The organism is Roseibium sp. Sym1 (assembly GCF_027359675.1).
Classification (GTDB): domain Bacteria; phylum Pseudomonadota; class Alphaproteobacteria; order Rhizobiales; family Stappiaceae; genus Roseibium.
Genome location: NZ_CP114786.1, coordinates 2455397 through 2474651, shown reverse-complemented (window position 1 = coordinate 2474651; position 19255 = coordinate 2455397). Strand labels below are relative to the sequence as shown.

Sequence of the window (19255 nt, the reverse complement as noted above, 5' to 3'; positions counted from 1 at the left end):
CGGACGGGGATCCTTGTCCCCGATGTTCGAGCTTGTCGTCATGATCTGCCTTTTGGCTCAACCCGATACCTGCCGCGCACAGCTCGTGCCCGGCATGGAGCGTCAGTCTCTCGAGGAATGCGAAGCGCTCCTTCCCGGCCTGGCCTTGCCGGCAACGAACGTGCCGGCAAATGCACGGGACACAGGCAACGCCACCTGCCGCCCGATGGGCCCGGGCCTGAAGCTCACGCAGGTTGCCCCGGGGGTTTATGTCCACCGCGGCGAGATCGCCGAACCCGGCCCGGACAACCTGGGAGATGTCGCCAACATCGGTGTCGTTGTCGGCGACACGTCGATTGCCGTGATCGATACCGGCGGCTCCAGGGCGGTCGGGGAAGAGCTCTACCGGGCCATACGAGCGCTCAGCCCGCTGCCCGTAAGCCATGTGATCCTGACCCATATTCACCCCGACCACGTCTTCGGTGCCGCCGTGTTTGCGGAAGCGGGAGCGACGATCGTTGCCCATCCGGGATTCATCCGGGCGTTTCGTGACCGGCAGGACGCCTATCTGACCGGGTTCGAACGGCTGATCGGCCCGCAGGGATTTCTGGGAACGCATCCGGTCCGGCCCGGGGAAGCGGCGGGAGAGATAGATCTCGGCGGCCGCGTCCTGTCCATCGAGACCTGGCCGGCGGCCCATTCGACGACGGACCTCACGGTGGTGGACAGGTCGACGAACACGATGTTTGCCGGTGATCTTGTCTTCGACCGGCATTTGCCCGCTCTCGACGGCTCCCTGCCGGGATGGCTCACCAGCCTCGACCGGCTGGCGGCAACGGATGCCGAAAGGATCGTTCCGGGACATGGCGCGCCGGCGCTTCCGCTTGAGGCGGCCCTGGAACCGATGCGGCGGTATCTGGACACACTGCAAGGCGACACACGGCAAGCCTTGCAGAACGGCGAGCGGATCGGAGAGGCCGTCGAACACATTGCACAAAGCGAGTCGACCGAATGGGAGCTGTTCGACCTCTTCAACACGCGCAACGCCACCGCCGCCTTCACGGAACTGGAATGGGAATAACCGGACTGGCCGTTACAGGGCCTTGCGTCTCTAGTTTGCCATGGTTGCCCATGGCCAGTATCAAACGCCCAGCGTCAAGCCGGGTTGAGCGCCTGAACGGGACCCGGCCTGCCAGACATGGCCCAGACGTGGCCCAGACATGGCCGCACGTTCCGCCGAAGCCTCCAGGCCCGGTGAAGGCATCACTCCGGGGTGTATTTCAGCAGGATCTGGGCCAGCGCGTACAGGCGCTTTTCAATCAGGACCGGGGTTTCGCAGACATAGGTGAGCGACCGGGCCCGGTCACGATAGACCCTCTCGTCCCAGTCGAGCTGCTCTTCCAGCTGGTCGACCCGGTCGTAGTCAGGCTCGTTCTCGCCCATGATCCGGTCCATTTCCGCGCGGGTCGCGTCGATCTTCTTCGCAAGGTCGATCTGCTTGGCCGAATAGCGCCCTATGCCGGAGATGATCTTGCTCCGGGTCGTGCCGAGCCGGTCGAAAATGTCGGTGAACACCGCTTGCATCAGATCCGCCGTCACGCCCGGGTTGCGCTCGCGGAAGCCGGCCACAAGCTGCTCCGCTTCTTCCAGAGACGTCCGGCGCAGTTCAAGCCGGCCCGCAAGCTCCCGGGCTTCCGGCGGCAACGCGATCTCCCCGGTTTCCTCCGGGTCGTTCACGCCGGCACCCGGCCACATGAGCCCGAGGGAAAGCTTCTCAACCTTGCGTTGCTGGCACGGCCAGCTCGGATCGTCGAAGGACGCCGCTCCGGCCGGCAGGACCAAAGCCCCATGCAACACAGACATAAGTATTAAAAACGCCGACAGTTCGATTAACCGCATGTTTTCAGGCCTCCCGATCGAAAAGGGTATCCGCTCCTCCGATTTTGTCCATGCCGAAAAACACACACTAAGGTCGCAATTGTTCGATTGAGGCTTCCACCTATAGTCGAGATAAAGCAGCCGCCTTGCCTGAAACGGCGGCATCACATGTGGAGATCGCTTTATGCAAACACGCGCAGCCGTCGCAGTCGGTGCCGGAAAGCCGCTTGAAGTCACCACGGTCAACCTGGAGGGTCCGCGTGCCTTCGAGGTTCTGGTGGAGGTCAGGGCCACGGGCATTTGTCATACGGATGAGTTCACACTTTCGGGCGCCGATCCGGAAGGGCTTTTCCCGGCGATCCTCGGTCACGAGGGTGCGGGCGTTGTTGTCGAGGTCGGGCCGGGCGTGACGACGCTGAAGCCGGGAGATCACGTCATTCCGCTCTATACGCCGGAATGCCGGACCTGCGAATACTGCCTGAACCCGAAGACCAACCTGTGCCAGTCGATCCGCGCCACCCAGGGACAGGGCCTGATGCCGGACGGCTCGTCCCGGTTCTCGACACTCGATGGCGACCCGATCCTGCATTACATGGGCACGTCGACCTTCGCCAACCACACGGTGGTTCCGGAGATCGCACTGGCGAAGATCCGTTCCGACGCGCCGTTCGACAAGGTCTGCTACATCGGCTGCGGTGTCACCACCGGCATCGGCGCGGTGATCAACACGGCCAAGGTGGAGATCGGCTCGCGGGCGATCGTGTTCGGCCTTGGCGGCATCGGCCTGAACGTCATCCAGGGCCTGCGCCTTGCCGGCGCCGACCAGATCGTCGGTGTGGATCTCAACCCGGACAAGAAGGAAATGGCCGAACGCTTCGGCATGACCGACTTCGTCAACCCAGGCGAAGTGGAAGAGGATCTCGTTCCCTATCTGGTGAACCTGACCAAGGGCGGCGCCGACTACACGTTCGACGCCACGGGCAATGTCAACGTGATGCGCACGGCGCTGGAATCGGCCCACAAGGGCTGGGGCGAGAGCATCATCATCGGTGTGGCTCCGGCGGGCGCCGAGATCTCGACGCGTCCGTTCCAGCTGGTGACGGGCCGGTCCTGGCGCGGCACCGCCTTTGGCGGCGCGCGCGGGCGCACGGATGTGCCGAAGATCGTCGACTGGTACATGGACGGCAAGATCGAGATCGATCCGATGATCACCCACACCATGCCGCTGGAAGACATCAACAAGGGCTTCGACCTGATGCATGCGGGCGAATCCATCCGCTCCGTGGTGATTTACTAGGAAACCGTCATGGAAACCGTTTCTGAAAATCGGTGTTTCGACGGTGTTCAGACGATCTACCGGCATGACTCCGAGGCCTGTGGGGGCAAGATGACCTTCGCGGTCTACATGCCGCCGCAGGCGCAGGACGGACCGGTTCCCTGCCTGTGGTACCTGTCCGGCCTGACCTGCACCCATGAAAACGCCATGACAAAAGCCGGCCTGCAGCACCATGCCGCCCGGCACGGACTCGCGCTTGTCTTTCCCGACACAAGCCCGCGCGGCGACGACGTTGCCGATGACGAGGCCTATGACCTCGGACAGGGGGCGAGCTTCTACGTCAACGCCACCAAGGCCCCGTGGAACAGCCATTTCAGGATGTACGACTACATCGTGAGCGAATTGCGCGACCTTGTCGTTGGCAACCTGCCGGTGAACGGGCGCCACGGCATCACCGGACATTCGATGGGGGGACACGGCGCGCTGACCATCGCGCTTCGCAACCCGGACCTTTACCAGTCGGTATCCGCGTTCGCACCGATTACAAACCCGACCCAGTCGGCCTGGGGCCGCAGGCAGCTTTCCAGCTATCTGGGCGACGATGAGTCCGTCTGGGCCGACTACGACGCCACCATTCTCCTGAAGGAGCGGGGCTGGAACGGGGACATCCTGATCGATCAGGGCACCGATGACCAGTTCATCGACCTGTTGCGGCCGCACGCCCTCGCGGAGGTCTTGACCCAAACCCGCCAGCCGAGCGTGATCCGCATGAAGGAAGGCTATGACCATTCCTATTTCTTCGTGTCCACCTTCGGGGGCGATCATGTCGCCTGGCACGCGGACCGGCTGAAAGCGCACGGACGCCAGGCGGCGAACGGAAGCGCCGCCGGCAACGGCTGCCACGCGGAGAGCTAGGACAATGAGGCACCTCCGGTGGGCGGAGGCGCTTCGACGACTACCGGGGAGGCCGGGGGACGTTCAGCTGCGGAAGAGGCAAGGCGACGTCCAAAACAACGCCCCTGACAGGGGCAGAAGACCGCAGGGGGTGTCACCGACGCACCCGCGAAACCTAACAGGGAAGGAGAAAATCAGGAATCGATTTGCGAGGAGCCGGCATCACACGGTCGCCTGGGGGAGAAAACAGATGCGGAAGCAAAAAGGGCATCCATCTTCCTTCTCAGTCCCCGTCTCGCCGGAAATACGGATTCCCAACGCTATCATCATGGGAGGAAAAGATGAGAACGCTACCTATTTTGGGCTTGGCAATGAGCCTTTGCGTGGGCACTGCCTACGCGGACGCGGACTTGCAGAAACGGATGGACGACCCCAACCAGTGGGCCATCCAGACCGGCGACTATCAGAACCAGCGTTATTCCGAACTGGACCAGATCAACAAGGATAACGTCAAGGACCTCCAGGTCGACTGGACATTCTCCACCGGCGTCTTGCGCGGGCACGAAGGCTCGCCGCTCGTCATTGACAATGTCATGTACGTGCACACGCCCTTCCCGAACATCGTCTACGCCCTCGACCTGAAGGACGACGGCAAGATCATCTGGAAATACGAACCCAAGCAGGATCCCAACGTCATTCCCGTGATGTGCTGCGACACGGTCAACCGTGGCGTCGCCTATGCGGACGGCAAGATCATCCTGCACCAGGCAGACACCAACGTCGTGGCACTCGATGCCAAGACCGGTGAAGTGGTCTGGAGCGTCACCAACGGCGATCCCTCCAAGGGCGAAACCAACACAGCCACCGTGCTGCCCGTCAAGGACAAGGTCCTTGTCGGCATTTCCGGCGGCGAATTCGGTGTGCGCGGTTCGGTCACCGCCTACAGCCTGAAAGACGGAAGCCAGGTCTGGCGGGCCTATTCCATGGGACCGGACAGCGACATGCTCGTCGATCCTGAGAAGACCACCCACCTGGGCAAGCCGGTCGGCAAGGATTCCAGCCTGGCGACCTGGGAAGGCGACCAGTGGAAGATCGGTGGCGGAACGACCTGGGGCTGGTACTCCTACGATCCCGAGTCGAACCTGGTCTATTACGGCACGGGCAACCCCTCGACCTGGAACCCCGCTCAGCGCCCAGGCGACAACCGCTGGTCCATGACCATCATGGCCCGCGACCTGGACACCGGGATGGCCCGCTGGTTCTACCAGATGACTCCGCATGACGAATGGGACTACGACGGGATCAATGAAATGATCCTGACGGACCAGGAGTTCAACGGCGAACAGCGCAAGCTGCTCACCCACTTCGACCGGAACGGTTTCGGCTACACGCTGGACCGGCTCACGGGCGAGCTCCTGGTGGCGGAGAAATTCGATCCGGCAGTGAACTGGGCAACCCACGTGGAAATGGACAAGAACTCCGACCAGTATGGCCGCCCGCAGGTGGTCGCGGAGTATTCCACCGAGCATAACGGCGAAGATGTCAACTCCACCGGCATCTGCCCGGCCGCTCTCGGCTCCAAGGACCAGCAGCCTGCGTCCTTCTCTCCGAAGACCGGTCTCTTCTATGTTCCGACCAACCACGTGTGCATGGACTATGAGCCGTTCCGGGTCGCCTACACCGCCGGTCAGCCCTATGTGGGTGCGACGCTGGCGATGTATCCCGCTGCCGACAGCCATGGCGGCATGGGCAACTTCATTGCCTGGGACAACGAGAAGGGTGAGATCAAGTGGTCGATTCCGGAGCGTTTCTCGGTCTGGTCCGGCGCATTGGCAACTGCCGGCGATGTCGTTTTCTACGGCACGCTGGAAGGTTACCTGAAGGCCGTCGACGCCAATACGGGTGAAGAACTCTACAGCTTCAAGACCCCGTCCGGCATCATCGGCAACGTCATGACCTACACGGTGGACGGCAAGCAGTATGTCGGCGTCCTGTCCGGGATCGGCGGCTGGGCCGGCATCGGGCTGGCAGCAGGCCTGACCAATCCGAACGAAGGTCTCGGTGCCGTCGGTGGCTATGCCGCGCTCAGCGACTACACCGCACTGGGCGGCCAGCTGACCGTGTTCGCACTGCCGAACTGATCGGATGACGAACTGATCGGATGACGAACCGGGCCGGTGCGGTGTCCCCGCACCGGCCCGGATGACACAGCAGGGACCTCCGGGCAGAGGCAACGGCAGGCTGGATGACAAAACCAAACCCCTGCGCGACCCGGACATTACGAACCCAAGGACACGAAATGCGAAATCTGAAGGTCTTCCTGGCAGCCGCCACTCTGGTCGCCGGCACCGCATCGGGGCCGCTGGCCGAAGAGCTCGACCATGATGCGAACATCAAGGCAGCCTACAGTGAGGACGGCCGGTATTTCACGGCAGAAGACATTCCGACCTACAACATCACGGAAGACGGCACCGTCGACTGGCCGACCTATTCCGGTTTCCGGCGGTATCACTCCGAATGCCATGTCTGTCACGGTCCCGAGGGCGAAGGATCGACCTATGCCCCGGCACTCAAGACCTCCGTGCTGACCATGGACTATTACGAGTTTCTCGAGGTGGTGACCAACGGACGCCAGAAGGTGAATGCCTCCGAAAAATCCGTCATGCCTGAACTCGGCAGCAATCCGAACGTCATGTGCTACATCAATGATATCTACGTCTACCTGAAGGCGCGCGGAACGGATGCCCTGGGACGCGGACGCCCGGGGAAGAAAGAGCCCAAAACGGACGTCATTCGGGAGGATGAAAGTGCCTGCCTTGCGCAATAAGCGCCGAGACCTGTGCAATCGGTCCCAACAAGCCGTCTTGTCCGGGAAAGGACAGCGCAGGCGCTTCGCATTCGCGCGCGTTGCGGCGGCCCTGAGGCCGCTCGCGGCAGGCGCCGCGCTCAGCGCCGCCTTCTGCACCACGGCACTGACCGCCGCGGCGCAGACGTCGGACCTGGTGTCACACAACGCGTTCAGGGTTTGCGCGGACCCGGCCAATCTGCCCATGTCCGACGAGGCGGGCGCCGGATATGAAAACAAGCTGGCGGAGCTCATGGCCGCGAAGCTGGACCTGCCGGTGGCCTATACCTGGTACCCGATGGCCACGGGTTTCATCCGGAACACGCTCCGGGCCAATCGCTGCGACGTGGTGATGGGCTATGCCCAGGGTCACGAGATGGTGCTGAACACCAATCACTACATGACGTCTGCCTACACGCTGATCGTTCCAAGGGACAGCGACCTGGCGGAGGTGACACAGCTCTCCGACGCGCGTCTCAAGGACAAGCGGATCGGCATTGTCGCCGGTTCGCCGCCCGCCACTCACATGGCCCACAACGGGCTGATGACCAGGGCAAAACCCTACAGCCTCATGGTCGACCGGAGGTATGAATCGCCGACGGTCGACATGCTGGAGGATCTTTCCTCCGGAGACATTGACGCGGCCATCCTGTGGGGCCCGATCGGCGGACCCCTTGTCAAACAAGGCTACCCGGCATTCAAGGTCACGCCCCTGATGCAGGAAACCCTGCCGCCGCGACTGTTCTTCCGCATCACGATGGGCGTTCGGCAAGGGGAAAAGGTCTGGGCCCGGAAGCTGAATTCGCAAATCAGGCGCAATCGGGCGGAAATCGACGCCCTCCTGATCGAGGCGGGCGTGCCGCTTCTGAACGACATGGGAACCGCCCTTTACGGCGAAGAATGACGATGCAAACCGCGCAGCCAGCCGCCAAGCTTCAAGTCCGGGCACCGGACCGGCGAAGCCGTGTGCGCCTGTTTGCCTTGCTCGGTCTGGCGGCAGTCTTCCTGCTGCCGGCGCCGCTCCTGGCCCAGGACGTCCCCGAACCGTCCGGATACCGGGGGGAACCCTACCGCGCACCGGTCCCCGACACGCTTCAGGGCGGTCATGTCGTCTCGACGGAAGAGGCGCATGCGCTCTGGCAGGAAGGCGACACCGCCTTCATCGACGTTCTGCCCCGCGCACCCAAGCCGAAAAACCTGCCAGCCGGAACCATCTGGCGCGACAAACGGCGCCTGTCGATACCGGGCAGCATCTGGTTGCCGAATGTCGGCTACGAGCAGATCGCGGACACCACGGCCGACTATTTCCGCGCCGGGCTGACGAAAGCCAGCGGCAGCGACGCGGCGCATCCCGTCCTGTTCTTCTGCCTCGATGACTGCTGGATGTCCTGGAACGCGGCCAAGAGGGCGCTCGAATACGGCTACCGGACTGTCTACTGGTATCCGGAAGGAACCGATGGCTGGGACTTCGAAGACTACCCTCTTGAAGAACTCAAGCCCGAACCGGAACCGCAATAGCCGTCCGGAATGCCCCTCCTCGAAGGGACGCCCGGATCAATAGTCGGTCAGGTCCCGCTCGACTTCCGATTCCGTACCGTCCGTGTCCGTGAGTTTCGCCCTGACCCGGCGGGTGCCCGATGGCACCGATACCGTGACCTCGGGGTTTTCGCTCAAGGAAATGCTGCCGGTCATCGTGACAAACGGGGCACCGTTCAGATCGATGTCCAGGGTTTCGACATAGCGCATGGGAATATAAAGCAGGGAGATCTGGTCCATCTGCATGCCGGAATGGCTCGGATGGCTGATCTGCACATCCAGCGCCATGTCGCTGACCTGACCTTCCCGCAGATTGCGCACGAGGCTCGCGGTATCCGTGCGCGGCCGGATCAGCAGTTCCATCTGCCCGAGGGTTGCCAGGGCCTCTTCCGGATCGGTGCCCGGAGGGGCCGCGCACGCGCCCGTGCCGGAGGTCTTGACGAAACCCTCCGCCATGAACAGCTGGCCGTTCTCGAGTTCGGCCACGGCATGAACCGGCGTCGGGCCGTTGACCCGCATCGTTGCGGCGAATTCGAAGTCGGTCAGCGGCTGGGCGAAAACGAGCTGCGCCGAGACCGGCATCGGATTCTCGTCCAGGATCAGATGAAATCCCCTGATCATGTGTCCATCGGGAGCCGCCAGCCGGACGGAAATGCTGGTGCGGGCATCGTTGTCGGTGCGGTAGGGAGCACTGATGCTGATGACATCGTCGGAAACGGCGAGGAAGCGCTGTCCATAAAGTTCCGCGCGCAGGTCAGGCCAGCTGGCGTCAGCGGCTGCTGCCGGATCCGGCAGCAGCAACGCGGCGGCGGCCAGCGCCAGACAGACCCGCAAGCTCAATCGACGTGATGGTTTTCCCCGCATGGGACTTCTCCTCCGGAACTTTCCTGAATGAACCTTCCAACCGCGCGCGGTCCGTCTCCGGTCTCGATCTCGCCGATGACTTCGACGCTGTCGGGATCGATCAGGCTGACCGTGTTGGAAAACCAGTTGGTCGACACGATGAGCCGGCCGTCGGGCGTCGCGTCGATGCCTTCCGGCGCTTCACCGACATCCAGGGTGCCTTCGCTCTGGAAGTCGGACAGCCGGTAGATGCTGACGGTGTCCGCGTACTGGTCGGTGGTGAAGGCATGGCCCGCGGCAAAGGCGATGCCATAGGGCCTGTCGCCGACCGGAACGGTCGCGGTGACCGTGGCCGTCTCGGGATCGATGATGGTGACGCTGTCCGACCCGACATTCGCCGCGTGGATGCGGCCTTCCGGATCCACCGCGATGCCGAAGGGCCGCTCGCCGACCGTGACGCGGGCCCGGAGCGTCAGCTCAGGCAGATTGAAGATCGAGACTTGGTTGGAATCCCGGTCGGCCGTGGCAAGCCAGCTTTCGTCCGCGGCAACGGCCAGTCCCGCCGGCGCCCCGCCGGTTGCCAGTTCCCCGGCAGGAGACAGCGCCTCGGCGTCGAGAACGAAGACGCGGGCTTCGTACCAGTCGGACACAAACACCAGGCCGGACCGCGGCGCGGCGGCAATGCCCATCGGCCCGCCGTCCAGTCGGGCTTCCGCCAGGACTTCGCAGGTGGTCATGGAAAACCGGCGCACGGTCTTGCTGTCCGGGCTGACGGTGTAGAAGGCGTTCAGCGGGCCGCTGACCGCGACACCGGCAGGCTTTCCGGGAACCGGTATCCTCCTGATCTCCCGCCGGTTCTCGAGATCCAGGATGCTGAGGTCGGAACTGTTCTGGTTGGTCACGAACGCAAAAGACCCCGCGAGCGCGGGAACGCTCGCGGGGAAGGTGAGGAGGAAGCACAAGAGGAGTTGGCGAACCCGCGGGTTACTTCCCCGAAAAACGTTTTTGCAGGGCATCGAAGCCGGCCTCGTAGACAGCGGTCACAGCCGCAATCGCGGCTTCTTCATTGAGATTTTCCGGCGGATCGTTGTTCGGGTAACCGCGATAGAAGGCACCGCGCCATTCGACCAGCGATCCGCCGTCCTTGCCCGGCTTGACCGTGAGATGGGACGAATAGTTGGTCACCGGCAGCACTTCGACCTTCACATCGGTGATCCGGTAGGAGTAGCTCATCTTCTCGTCGCTGTATTTGTAGAGGACTTCCGAGATGGTCGGGCCGCCCTCCTCGCCGAGCGTCAGGACCCGCGTGGCGTCGATGGCGTTGCCGCCTTCCCCCTTGGTGGAGAAAACCGCGGGATGCCAGCTCATGTCCTGAAAGTTCCCGATAACGGCCCAGACATCCGCGGGAGCTGCAGGCACTTCCGTCGTCAGGGTCAGCTTCTGGCGTGTCGGGCCGTGCGCCTGCGAAGGCGACACGAGGACAATGAGGGCAAGCAGCAGGGAAAATGCAGCGATCAGTCTCAACAACATGTGGTCTTCATTCCTCGAAGAAAGTGGTTTTCAGGATGTAGTTCATGCCGTGGCTCCAGGAGGCGTCCGTGTTGGAACGTATCCCGACGGATTTGGCGCGCACGATGTCGCCGGTATTGGCGTCGCGCAGGATGAGCTGCTCGGACAGGATCAGGTTCGAGACCTTGTGAACCGCTCCGACAAGGGAAAAATCCGCACCGAGGGTTTTCGCCATGCGGACGTCGCAGCCGTAACACTTGGCCGGATTGACGATATTTGCCAGTTTCTTCGAGACCGGCGCCGTATCGACCAGAACCAGGCCCTCCGCCCGGAACCGCTCTTCGATCAGGGCTTCGAGAAGCGCCAGGCGCTCGGTCTGGTCCGCCCTGACGCCGTCATAGGCGCCCTCGGTCGAAAAATCGACGAAACCAAGTCCCAGGAAGGCAACCTTCTTTCCGGGCACAAAATCGTCCGCAGTCGCGGAAACGGTCAGGACAAGCAGCACGGCGAGCGTCAGAAACGGTTTCATGATCACATCTTAGGCGTGTGCCTGTGCGCGACAATGCATTCTAAAGTATCGGTTTTTCTGCAGCTAACTTGCGTGGCACACTCAAGAAAAACAAGGGAACCGGGAAACGCCTGAAATGTCGCTACGCCTTCTGTCAAGGATCGGCGGGTCCTGCACACTGTTCGCGGTCTGTCTCTCGGGTTGCATGGCCGTGGCCGGCATGTTTTCCCCGGCCGGTGCCGTTGAGGTCAAGGTCGGCATTCTCAGGATCGACTATCCGGTGCTCGCGCCGGTGTCCCGCTATGATCGGACGCCGGACGACCTCGGCTTCGCCGGCGGCCAGCTTGGCAACGAGGACAACCAGACGACCGGATCCTTTCTCGGCAACGACTATTCCCTCGAGACCCTGGCGGTAACACCCGATGACGCGGTGGCGGCCGCGCGCGAACTCATCGGCAAGGGCAACAGGCTGCTCGTGGTTCTGGGGAATGGTGAAGACATCCTGCGCGTCGCCGATGCCGCCGGAGAAGAGGCGCTGGTCTTCAACGCGAGCGCGCCGGATGATGTGCTGCGCGACAGCGAATGCCGGTCAAACCTCATCCATGTCGCCCCGAGCCGGGCGATGCTCGCCGATGCCGTCGCGCAGTTCCTCGTCTGGAAGAAATGGAACCGCTGGTTCCTGATCGAAGGGTCCAATCCCGACGACCAGAAGCTCGGCGAAGCCTATCGGAGGTCGGCGGCCAAGTTCGGTGCGAAGATCGTAGAGGAACGGGTCTTCGAAGACACCGGCGGGTCGCGGCGCACCGACAGCGGCATGGTGCTGGTTCAGCGCCAGATCCCGGTCTTCACCCAGGACGCGGCGGAGCACGATGTCATCGTGGCGGCTGACGAAAGCGATGTTTTTGCCCTTTACCTGCCGTTCCATTCCTGGGAGCCCCGCCCGGTCGCGGGCTCCGCGGGACTGCGTCCGGTCAATTTCGACCCGACCTCCGAGGCCTGGGGCGCAACCCAGTTCCAGCGCCGGTTCGAGAAGCTGACGGGCCGCTATATTCACCCGGAGGACTACAACGCCTGGCTTGCGTCCCGCGTCATTGGCGAGGCGGTCACACGCACATCGAGTGCGGAGCCGCAGTCGCTCAAGGAGTATGTTCTGAGCGATGAATTCGAACTGGCCGCCTTCAAGGGGCAGAAAGTCACTTTCCGGCCGTGGAACGGCCAGTTGCGGCAACCGGTTCTTCTGACGGACAGCAAGATCACGGTCAGCGTGTCGCCACAGGAAGGCTTTCTCCACCAGCGGTCACCGCTCGACACGATGGGGCTCGATGAGCCTGAATCCGCCTGCACTGCTTTCGACAACTAGGAGCATTCCATGACACGGCCCTTCACAACGGCGTTGCGCATTCCAGGTCTCCTGACCGGTTTCCTTGGTCTGGCCGCCTCGGTGCTCCCGCTTTCAGGAACCGCCCTGGCAAACCAGGCATTCGTCAGCAACGAAAAAGGCAACACCGTCACCGTGATCGACACCGAGACCTGGGAGGCGACCAACGAGTTTGCCGTCGGCAACAGGCCGCGGGGCATCGGGCTCAGCCCGGACGGACAGCACCTCTACGTTTGCGCGTCCGACGACGACACCATTCAGGTTATCGATGCGCAGACATACGAGTTTCTCTGGTCGCTGCCCTCGGGCCCGGATCCGGAGCTCTTCGTCCTGAACCCGGACGGCAGCAAGCTCTACGTCTCCAACGAGGACGACAACCTCGTCACCGTGGTCGACACGGTCAAGAAAACCGTGGTCGCCGAGATCCCGGTCGGCGTGGAACCCGAAGGCATGGCGGTGAGCCCTGACATGCGCTTCATCGTCAACACGTCCGAAACCACGAACATGGCGCATTTCATCGCCACGGAAGACTACAAGATCAAGCACAACGTGCTGGTCGACCAGCGTCCGCGATACGCCCGCTTTACCGGGGACGGCAGCATCCTTTTCGTCAGCTCGGAAATCGGCGGCACGGTCTCCGTGATTGACATGCTCGGGGAAACCGGGCCGGAACTGGAAACAAAGATCGGTTTCGAGGTGCCGGGTGTGCTGCCGGAATGGCTTCAGCCGGTCGGCATGCGGATCACTTCGGACAACAAGTGGCTCTTTGTTGCCCTGGGACCGGCCAACCGCGTCGCCGTCATCGATGTCGAAAGCCGGGAGGTGGTCCGCTACATCCTGGTCGGTCAGCGGGTCTGGCAGCTGGAATTCACACCGGACGAAAAATACCTGCTCACCACCAACGGCAATTCCAATGACGTGACCGTAATCGATGTGGATGCCCAGGAGGCCATCAAGTCGGTCCAGGTCGGCCAGCAGCCATGGGGGGTGGTCGTCACCCCGGACTGAGGCCCGCACGGGCAGGAACAGGACCGGACACAGTCAAGCCTACCGAGACACAACAATATCCGGCACCAAGCCGGAAGGTCTCACCGCAAGGGAGGAAATCATGAAGTACCTCAGTGTATCCGAGGCGGACGCCACGTCCGCAAAAGCGCGTTTCCACGCACGCAGGTCTCTTCTCGGGGGCCTTGCCGCAGTGGCCCTGGGTGCCGCCGGCACGCTTCTGGGTGGCCTGACGGTCACGGGAACGGCCCAGGCAGCGGACATGCCGACTCTCAGGGCGGCTGTCCTGAAAATCGGCACGGTCAACTGGGAACTCGACACCATCACCCGCAACGGGTTCGACAAGGCCAACGGGTTCGAACTCCAGGTGCAGCCCTATGCCGACAACGGTGCCACGCGGGTCGCGCTCGAGGGCGGCGAGGTCGACATGGCCGTCGCGGACTGGATCTGGGTTGCTCGTCAGCGGGCCGCCGGCAAGGACTACGTGTTCATTCCCTATTCCAAGGCTGTCGGCGGTGTCGTGGTCCCCAAGGACAGCCCGGCCCAGACGCTGCAGGACCTGAAGGGCAAGAAAATCGGCATCGCGGGCGGCCCTGTGGACAAGAGCTGGCTGATCCTGCGCGCCTATGGCGAGAAGGAATACGGTTTCGACCTCGCGGACGAAACGGAGCAGGTCTTCGGCGCCCCCCCGCTTGTCTTCAAGACGGCGCTGAACGGGGAAACCGATGCGGCCATCAATTTCTGGCACTTTTTGGCCAAGATGAAGGCCGCCGGCATGCGAGAACTGATCTCCGTGTCGACCGCGTCCACGGCGCTCGGCCTGAACCCGGACATCCCGCTGCTCGGCTATGTCCTCAAGGAAAGCTACCTGGCGGAAAACCCGCAGATGGCGCACGCGCTCTACCAGGCCTCGCGCAACGCCAAGGAGCTGCTTGCCGAAGACGACAGTGCGTGGGAACCCCTGCGCGACCAGATGAATGTCAAGTCCGAGGCGCAGTTCGAAACGCTGCGGCAGGACTTCCGCGCCGGCATTCCCGCACCCGGCAATGTGGCCGTGGATGACGCGGCAACGTTCTATTCCCTGATGGTCCGCCTCGGCGGCAGCAAGCTTGTCGGCGAGGCGACCGAACTGCCCACCGGCCTGTTTGCGAACGTCGAGTAGACGGCGTTGTCAAACACGCTCATCCGCGGGCTTTCGCTGGCCGCCTTTCTGCTGGCCTGGATGCTTCTGGCAAGGTTGGCCGGCGACCCGAGCGTTCTGCCGCCGCCGCAAGGTCTCGTGGAGCCGTTCCTGTCCGAACTGGCGTCGGGAGACCTGCTTTCCAGCCTGGGCATCACGGTTCTGAGGGTCATAGCGGCGTTCGTCCTGGCGATGGGCATCGGCCTGGTGCTCGGGCTTGTCATGGGAACCAGGCCTGCCATCGACCGCTGGCTGGACCCGTGGCTGGTGGTGTTTCTCAACCTGCCCGCCCTCGTTCTGATCGTGCTGTGCTACCTCTGGATCGGACTCAACGAGACCGCCGCAATCGTCGCGGTCACGCTGAACAAGATCCCGAATGTGACGACGATCATCCGCGAAGGCGCCAGGGCGCTCAATCCCGAACTGAAGGCCATGGCACAGGTCTACCGCATGCGGCGATCCGTCTATCTGCGGCACGTGATCCTGCCACAGCTGGCACCCTTCATCACCGGGGCCGCGCGGTCGGGGATTGCCGTCATCTGGAAGATCGTGCTCGTGGTGGAATTCCTCGGCCGGTCAAACGGCATAGGCTTCCAGATCCACCTCTATTTCCAGCTGTTCGACGTCACGATGGTGCTGGTCTACTCGCTCAGTTTCATCGGCTTCATGCTGCTGGTGGAGTGGCTGCTGCTACAGCCGGCCGAGCGGCGCGTCACCGCCTGGAGGCACGCATGATCCGGGTCGACGTCAAGTCCAAGGCTTTCGGCAAGACGCAAGTCCTGAAGGATGTGAAATTCACCCTCGCGCCTGGAGAAACCCTTGCCATTCTCGGCCGGTCCGGCATCGGCAAATCGACGCTGCTGCGCCTGGTTGCCGGCATCGACCCGGATTACTCCGGCGCCATAGAGCGTCCCGCCTCCCTGGCCTTTGTCTTTCAGGAACCGACGCTCCTGCCCTGGCGCAATGCCCTCGACAACCTGTTGCTCGTGCATCCCGCCCTGTCGCGCCAGCAGGCCCTGGAGAGCCTGGCCAGGGTCGGATTGATCGAGAAGGCCGAGATGTATCCCGGGCAGCTCTCCCTCGGCCAGCAGCGGCGCCTCGCCCTGGCCAGGGCCTTCGCGGGCCGGCCGGAGCTGCTCATCCTCGACGAACCGTTCGCCTCGCTTGACGAGAAAACCGCGGCGCAGATGATTGCCCTGACCCGGGATCTACTGAAGGATGTGCGACCGGCAACCCTGTTCGTTACCCATGAACGGGACGAGGCGCGACAGCTGGCCGACCGCGTTCTGGAGTTCGCGGGTAGCCCCGCAACCATTGTTTCCGACACGGACACGCCACTCAACGTGGTGCGGCCGCTGTTTCAACGGGAGGAAGTTAAATGAAGAAAACACTCATCTGTACACTGGCCGCTGCAATCCTTGCAGGTCCCGCCGCCGCTCACGAGTTGGGTTTTGCGGGTATTCTCTCCAAATCCAACAGGGAAGAACTGCCGGAACTCACGCTGTCCTCCGGCAAACCGATCGCGGAGGGCCCGCTTTTGCTCAAGTCGGGAACGGTCTACGAGATCGAGATCGTATCCGACGGCAGCGCCGAACTCGCCCTTGAAGGTTCCGGTTTCTTCCGGGCAATCTGGGTCAACGAAGTGGTGGTGAACGGACTTGAGATCCGCCCCTTCGGCCTGGAAAGCGTCGAGTTCGACGACGCCGGAACGATGGAGATCGAATTTCTGGCAATCAAGCCGGGACGCTATTTCCTGCGTCAGCCCGGAAGCACCGGCGAAAGCCAGCGCGTGGATATCATCATTGAATAAGACGGTGGTCGAAAACCCGACACGCGCTGCTGCGGACATGTTCTCGGTGCGCGATGTCAGCTACAGCTACGGTGCGAAAAAGGCCCTCGACAAGGTGAGCATCCAGCTGGATGCGGGGCGCTTTTGCGCGCTGCTCGGCCCGAATGGAGCGGGCAAATCGACATTGTTCAGCCTGCTGACCCGTCTCCTGGTCTGCACCGAGGGCAGCATCCGGATCGCCGGGTACGACCTTGCCCGCGAACCACGCAAGGCGCTCGCCCGGCTCGGCGTCGTCTTCCAGCAGCCGACACTGGACCTCGACATGTCCGTTTCGTGGAACCTGTCCTATTTCGCGGCGCTGCAGGGCCTGTCCGGAGCTCCCGTGAAACGGCGGATCGACGCGGTCCTGGACCGGCTCGACATGCGCGAGCGCGCGCGTGAAAAGGTTCGCGATTTGAATGGCGGGCACCGGCGCCGGATGGAAATAGCCCGGGCGCTGATCCACGAACCGGACATCCTTCTCCTCGACGAGCCGACCGTCGGTCTCGACACCGCGAGCCGCACGGCAATCACCAGCCATGCCCATGACCTGGCCGACAGCGGGCTCCTGGTCTTCTGGGCAACCCATCTCGTCGACGAAATCCGCCCGGCCGACGATGTCGTCATCCTGCACAGGGGCAAGGTGCTGGCCCATGAAACCGCCGGGGAGCTGGCCCGGGACGGAACGCTGGCCGACGCCTTCACCACGCTCACCAGCGGCGCTCCCGGACAGCAAGAGGTCATCGGATGACGCCGTATCTGGTCGCCATGCGGGCCATCGTGATGCGCGAGGCCTGGCGCTTTCTCAATCAGCGCAGCCGCTTCTTCGCCGCCCTGGTGCGTCCGATGGTCTGGCTGGTGGTGTTCGCCGCCGGGTTCCGCGCCGCCCTGGGCCTCTCCATCATCCCGCCGTACCAGACCTACATCACCTACGAGGTCTATATCGTGCCGGGACTGTGCGGCATGATCCAGCTTTTCAACGCCATGCAGTCTTCCCTGTCGCTGGTCTATGACCGGGAAATGGGGTCGATGCGGTTGTTGCTGACCAGTCCCCTGCCCCGGGGCTGGCTGCTGTTCTGCAAGCTGCTGGCCGGGACCGCGGTTTCACTGCTGCAGGTCTACGTCTTTCTGCTGCTGGCGGCCCTCTTCGGGATTAAGATGCCCGCCGCCGGTTATCTCTATGTCCTGCCGGCACTGATCGTTTCGGGTCTGATGCTCGGCGCGCTCGGTCTTCTGGTTTCCTCGACGATCCGCCAGCTCGAGAATTTCGCCGGGGTGATGAATTTCATCATCTTTCCGATGTTCTTCCTCTCCTCCGCGCTCTACCCCTTGTGGAAGATGCAGGAAAGTTCGGCCCTGCTGCGCGACATATGCGCCGTCAACCCGTTTACCCATGCCGTCGAGCTGATCCGGTTTGCCCTTTACGAACAGGCCAACCTCACCGCGCTCGCCTGGGTCGCCGTCACTTTCTTCGTCTGCCTGCTCGGTTCCTTCTGGGGATACGACCCGGGGCGGATGATGATGCGCCGCAAGGGCGGATAGGTTGCGGGAGGCCCAAAACCGCGACTTTCCGCTGTATTGCCTATGTCCTGCTTTGTCTGGATGCTTGAAAAAGCCGGTCAAAGGCATACGGCCACCGGCAAAGTGGAGGAACCGTAATGATCAAATTGCACCCTGCCATAGACAATGGCTTTCCGCCGGCCAAACCCGGCTTTACGGGCGGAACATTGAAATGCCACTGCGCCAGCGATCCCGTCACCGTCGAGGTCGGATCCCAGACGGCTCACAATCACGCTTGCGGCTGCACGAAATGCTGGAAACCCGCCGGCGCGATCTTTTCCCAGATCGCCGTTGTCGACCGCAACAGCGTGAAGGTCACCTCCGGCGAGGACAAGCTTCAGGTGGTCGACCCGAACGCCGCCATCCAGCGCCACGCCTGCAAGGACTGCGGTGTGCACATGTTCGGCCGTATCGAGAACACCGGGCATCCCTTCTATGGCCTCGATTTCGTTCACACGGAACTCAGCGACGACGAGGGCTGGTCCCCACCCGAATTCGCCGCCTTCGTGTCCTCGGTCATTGAAAGCGGCGTCAGCCCCGACAAGATGCCCGAAATCCGGCAGCGGCTGGAGGAACTGGGGCTCCATCCGTATGACTCGCTTTCACCGCCCCTCATGGACGCGATCGCGACCCATGTCGCCAAGCAGAGCGGCGTCCTCGCAGCCTGAGGGCTTCCGGCCGGGCTGCACCGTCCCGGGATGGCCTGTTCACCGGCCGGAACATGCGGCTTTCGCGCTCTGACCGCCGGCGCCTGCCAAGCTGGCTGGACAAGAGTCGAGGGTGACGACAGAACGCCAACAAGCCCGCTCGTTTCAACCGAGCGGGCTTTCTTGATGTGTGGTTGCGGCAGCATGAAACCGTCGGGCCACTCAATCCGTCGCGAGCGCCTGAACCAGGAAACGCTGGTCAGGTGTGATCACCCTGCGGCCGGTATTGTCGGTCGCCGAAACATGGAAGGTGACCCGGTCACCGGTGTCGAAGGGGCCGATCCCGGTTACCCAGGCACCGTCCTTCAAGACCATGATCGCCGTTTACT

General features: G+C 62.8%; 22 protein-coding genes. 16 read left to right on the top strand and 6 right to left on the bottom strand.

The features are described 5' to 3' along the window. Positions 1-22 precede the first annotated feature (22 nt). Positions 23-1060, top strand: coding sequence for a quinoprotein relay system zinc metallohydrolase 2 (locus O6760_RS11305; protein WP_269585464.1), 1038 nt, complete (start codon positions 23-25; stop codon positions 1058-1060). Positions 1061-1242: 182 nt separating this feature from the next. On the opposite strand, the gene O6760_RS11300 is transcribed toward O6760_RS11305, so the two are convergent. Further along, the gene (locus O6760_RS11300; RefSeq protein WP_269585463.1) at positions 1243-1842 is read right to left on the bottom strand and encodes a hypothetical protein; all 600 of its coding nucleotides are present in this window, start codon (positions 1840-1842) and stop codon (positions 1243-1245) included. Between the two features lie 199 nt (positions 1843-2041). On the opposite strand from O6760_RS11300, the gene O6760_RS11295 reads away from it, so the two are divergent. The 6 genes from O6760_RS11295 (at position 2042) to O6760_RS11270 (ending at position 8390) form a co-directional block, all read left to right on the top strand. Next, positions 2042-3154 (top strand): S-(hydroxymethyl)glutathione dehydrogenase/class III alcohol dehydrogenase, encoded by a 1113-nt coding sequence (locus O6760_RS11295; protein WP_269585462.1) that lies wholly within the window; start codon positions 2042-2044, stop codon positions 3152-3154. 9 nt (positions 3155-3163) lie between these two features. Beyond that, positions 3164-4048 carry an S-formylglutathione hydrolase gene (fghA, locus tag O6760_RS11290; protein WP_269585461.1) on the top strand — a complete coding sequence of 295 codons (885 nt, stop codon included), beginning with the start codon at positions 3164-3166 and terminating at the stop codon, positions 4046-4048. A 320-nt stretch (positions 4049-4368) separates the two neighbouring features. Continuing rightward, positions 4369-6168, top strand: coding sequence for a lanthanide-dependent methanol dehydrogenase XoxF5 (gene xoxF5, locus O6760_RS11285; protein ID WP_332306220.1), 1800 nt, complete (start codon positions 4369-4371; stop codon positions 6166-6168). Positions 6169-6326: 158 nt separating this feature from the next. After that, positions 6327-6854 carry a c-type cytochrome, methanol metabolism-related gene (locus O6760_RS11280; protein ID WP_269585460.1) on the top strand — a complete coding sequence of 176 codons (528 nt, stop codon included), beginning with the start codon at positions 6327-6329 and terminating at the stop codon, positions 6852-6854. Positions 6855-6945: 91 nt separating this feature from the next. Next, positions 6946-7776 (top strand): substrate-binding domain-containing protein, encoded by an 831-nt coding sequence (locus O6760_RS11275; protein WP_269586259.1) that lies wholly within the window; start codon positions 6946-6948, stop codon positions 7774-7776. A gap of 2 nt (positions 7777-7778) precedes the next feature. Next, positions 7779-8390: a PQQ-dependent catabolism-associated CXXCW motif protein gene (locus tag O6760_RS11270; protein ID WP_269586258.1), complete on the top strand. Its 612-nt coding sequence runs from the start codon at positions 7779-7781 to the stop codon at positions 8388-8390. A 36-nt stretch (positions 8391-8426) separates the two neighbouring features. On the opposite strand, the gene O6760_RS11265 is transcribed toward O6760_RS11270, so the two are convergent. The 4 genes from O6760_RS11265 to O6760_RS11250 form a co-directional block, all read right to left on the bottom strand. Continuing rightward, positions 8427-9272 (bottom strand): quinoprotein dehydrogenase-associated SoxYZ-like carrier, encoded by an 846-nt coding sequence (locus O6760_RS11265; RefSeq protein ID WP_269585459.1) that lies wholly within the window; start codon positions 9270-9272, stop codon positions 8427-8429. Then, positions 9245-10153: a YncE family protein gene (locus tag O6760_RS11260; protein WP_269585458.1), complete on the bottom strand. Its 909-nt coding sequence runs from the start codon at positions 10151-10153 to the stop codon at positions 9245-9247. Before O6760_RS11260 ends, O6760_RS11265 begins: the two co-directional genes overlap by 28 nt. A gap of 82 nt (positions 10154-10235) precedes the next feature. Next, positions 10236-10781, bottom strand: coding sequence for an SRPBCC family protein (locus tag O6760_RS11255; protein WP_269585457.1), 546 nt, complete (start codon positions 10779-10781; stop codon positions 10236-10238). Between the two features lie 7 nt (positions 10782-10788). Beyond that, positions 10789-11289, bottom strand: a complete 501-nt coding sequence (locus O6760_RS11250; protein WP_269585456.1) for a DUF3280 domain-containing protein — start codon at positions 11287-11289, stop codon at positions 10789-10791. A 184-nt stretch (positions 11290-11473) separates the two neighbouring features. On the opposite strand from O6760_RS11250, the gene O6760_RS11245 reads away from it, so the two are divergent. From O6760_RS11245 to gfa, 9 genes are all read left to right on the top strand, one after another. Continuing rightward, the gene (locus tag O6760_RS11245; RefSeq protein ID WP_269586257.1) at positions 11474-12628 is read left to right on the top strand and encodes an ABC transporter substrate-binding protein; all 1155 of its coding nucleotides are present in this window, start codon (positions 11474-11476) and stop codon (positions 12626-12628) included. 9 nt (positions 12629-12637) lie between these two features. Next, positions 12638-13654 (top strand): PQQ-dependent catabolism-associated beta-propeller protein, encoded by a 1017-nt coding sequence (locus O6760_RS11240; protein ID WP_269585455.1) that lies wholly within the window; start codon positions 12638-12640, stop codon positions 13652-13654. 259 nt (positions 13655-13913) lie between these two features. Further along, a complete protein-coding gene (locus O6760_RS11235; protein WP_269586256.1) occupies positions 13914-14813 on the top strand; it encodes an ABC transporter substrate-binding protein in 900 nt (299 codons plus the stop codon). A 60-nt stretch (positions 14814-14873) separates the two neighbouring features. After that, positions 14874-15566, top strand: coding sequence for an ABC transporter permease (locus O6760_RS11230; protein ID WP_269586255.1), 693 nt, complete (start codon positions 14874-14876; stop codon positions 15564-15566). Further along, the gene (locus O6760_RS11225; protein ID WP_269585454.1) at positions 15563-16213 is read left to right on the top strand and encodes an ABC transporter ATP-binding protein; all 651 of its coding nucleotides are present in this window, start codon (positions 15563-15565) and stop codon (positions 16211-16213) included. The genes O6760_RS11230 and O6760_RS11225 overlap by 4 nt, the downstream gene beginning before the upstream one ends. Beyond that, positions 16210-16641: a hypothetical protein gene (locus O6760_RS11220; RefSeq protein ID WP_269585453.1), complete on the top strand. Its 432-nt coding sequence runs from the start codon at positions 16210-16212 to the stop codon at positions 16639-16641. The genes O6760_RS11225 and O6760_RS11220 overlap by 4 nt, the downstream gene beginning before the upstream one ends. A gap of 37 nt (positions 16642-16678) precedes the next feature. Further along, complete coding sequence (locus O6760_RS11215) at positions 16679-17410, top strand: ABC transporter ATP-binding protein (protein WP_269586254.1); 732 nt, start codon at positions 16679-16681, stop codon at positions 17408-17410. Next, entirely contained in the window at positions 17407-18201 is a 795-nt protein-coding gene (locus O6760_RS11210) for an ABC transporter permease (RefSeq protein WP_269585452.1), read from the top strand. The genes O6760_RS11215 and O6760_RS11210 overlap by 4 nt, the downstream gene beginning before the upstream one ends. A 116-nt stretch (positions 18202-18317) precedes the next feature. Beyond that, positions 18318-18887 (top strand): S-(hydroxymethyl)glutathione synthase, encoded by a 570-nt coding sequence (gene gfa / locus O6760_RS11205; protein ID WP_269585451.1) that lies wholly within the window; start codon positions 18318-18320, stop codon positions 18885-18887. Between the two features lie 201 nt (positions 18888-19088). Here gfa and O6760_RS11200 read toward each other — a convergent pair whose 3' ends face one another. Beyond that, positions 19089-19241 (bottom strand): hypothetical protein, encoded by a 153-nt coding sequence (locus tag O6760_RS11200; RefSeq protein ID WP_269585450.1) that lies wholly within the window; start codon positions 19239-19241, stop codon positions 19089-19091. Positions 19242-19255 lie beyond the last annotated feature (14 nt).

Bases quoted from the DNA above. Each gene is read 5' to 3' on its own strand.
- O6760_RS11305 (WP_269585464.1), top strand. From the start codon at position 23: ATGTTCGAGCTTGTCGTCATGATCTGCCTTTTGGCTCAACCCGATACC.
- O6760_RS11300 (WP_269585463.1), bottom strand. From the start codon at position 1,842: ATGTCTGTGTTGCATGGGGCTTTGGTCCTGCCGGCCGGAGCGGCGTCC.
- O6760_RS11295 (WP_269585462.1), top strand. From the start codon at position 2,042: ATGCAAACACGCGCAGCCGTCGCAGTCGGTGCCGGAAAGCCGCTTGAA.
- fghA (WP_269585461.1), top strand. From the start codon at position 3,164: ATGGAAACCGTTTCTGAAAATCGGTGTTTCGACGGTGTTCAGACGATC.
- xoxF5 (WP_332306220.1), top strand. From the start codon at position 4,369: ATGAGAACGCTACCTATTTTGGGCTTGGCAATGAGCCTTTGCGTGGGC.
- O6760_RS11280 (WP_269585460.1), top strand. From the start codon at position 6,327: ATGCGAAATCTGAAGGTCTTCCTGGCAGCCGCCACTCTGGTCGCCGGC.
- O6760_RS11270 (WP_269586258.1), top strand. From the start codon at position 7,779: ATGCAAACCGCGCAGCCAGCCGCCAAGCTTCAAGTCCGGGCACCGGAC.
- O6760_RS11265 (WP_269585459.1), bottom strand. From the start codon at position 9,272: ATGCGGGGAAAACCATCACGTCGATTGAGCTTGCGGGTCTGTCTGGCG.
- O6760_RS11255 (WP_269585457.1), bottom strand. From the start codon at position 10,781: ATGTTGTTGAGACTGATCGCTGCATTTTCCCTGCTGCTTGCCCTCATT.
- O6760_RS11250 (WP_269585456.1), bottom strand. From the start codon at position 11,289: ATGAAACCGTTTCTGACGCTCGCCGTGCTGCTTGTCCTGACCGTTTCC.
- O6760_RS11245 (WP_269586257.1), top strand. From the start codon at position 11,474: ATGGCCGTGGCCGGCATGTTTTCCCCGGCCGGTGCCGTTGAGGTCAAG.
- O6760_RS11240 (WP_269585455.1), top strand. From the start codon at position 12,638: ATGACACGGCCCTTCACAACGGCGTTGCGCATTCCAGGTCTCCTGACC.
- O6760_RS11235 (WP_269586256.1), top strand. From the start codon at position 13,914: ATGCCGACTCTCAGGGCGGCTGTCCTGAAAATCGGCACGGTCAACTGG.
- O6760_RS11230 (WP_269586255.1), top strand. From the start codon at position 14,874: ATGCTTCTGGCAAGGTTGGCCGGCGACCCGAGCGTTCTGCCGCCGCCG.
- O6760_RS11225 (WP_269585454.1), top strand. From the start codon at position 15,563: ATGATCCGGGTCGACGTCAAGTCCAAGGCTTTCGGCAAGACGCAAGTC.
- O6760_RS11220 (WP_269585453.1), top strand. From the start codon at position 16,210: ATGAAGAAAACACTCATCTGTACACTGGCCGCTGCAATCCTTGCAGGT.
- O6760_RS11215 (WP_269586254.1), top strand. From the start codon at position 16,679: ATGTTCTCGGTGCGCGATGTCAGCTACAGCTACGGTGCGAAAAAGGCC.
- O6760_RS11210 (WP_269585452.1), top strand. From the start codon at position 17,407: ATGACGCCGTATCTGGTCGCCATGCGGGCCATCGTGATGCGCGAGGCC.
- gfa (WP_269585451.1), top strand. From the start codon at position 18,318: ATGATCAAATTGCACCCTGCCATAGACAATGGCTTTCCGCCGGCCAAA.
- O6760_RS11200 (WP_269585450.1), bottom strand. From the start codon at position 19,241: ATGGTCTTGAAGGACGGTGCCTGGGTAACCGGGATCGGCCCCTTCGAC.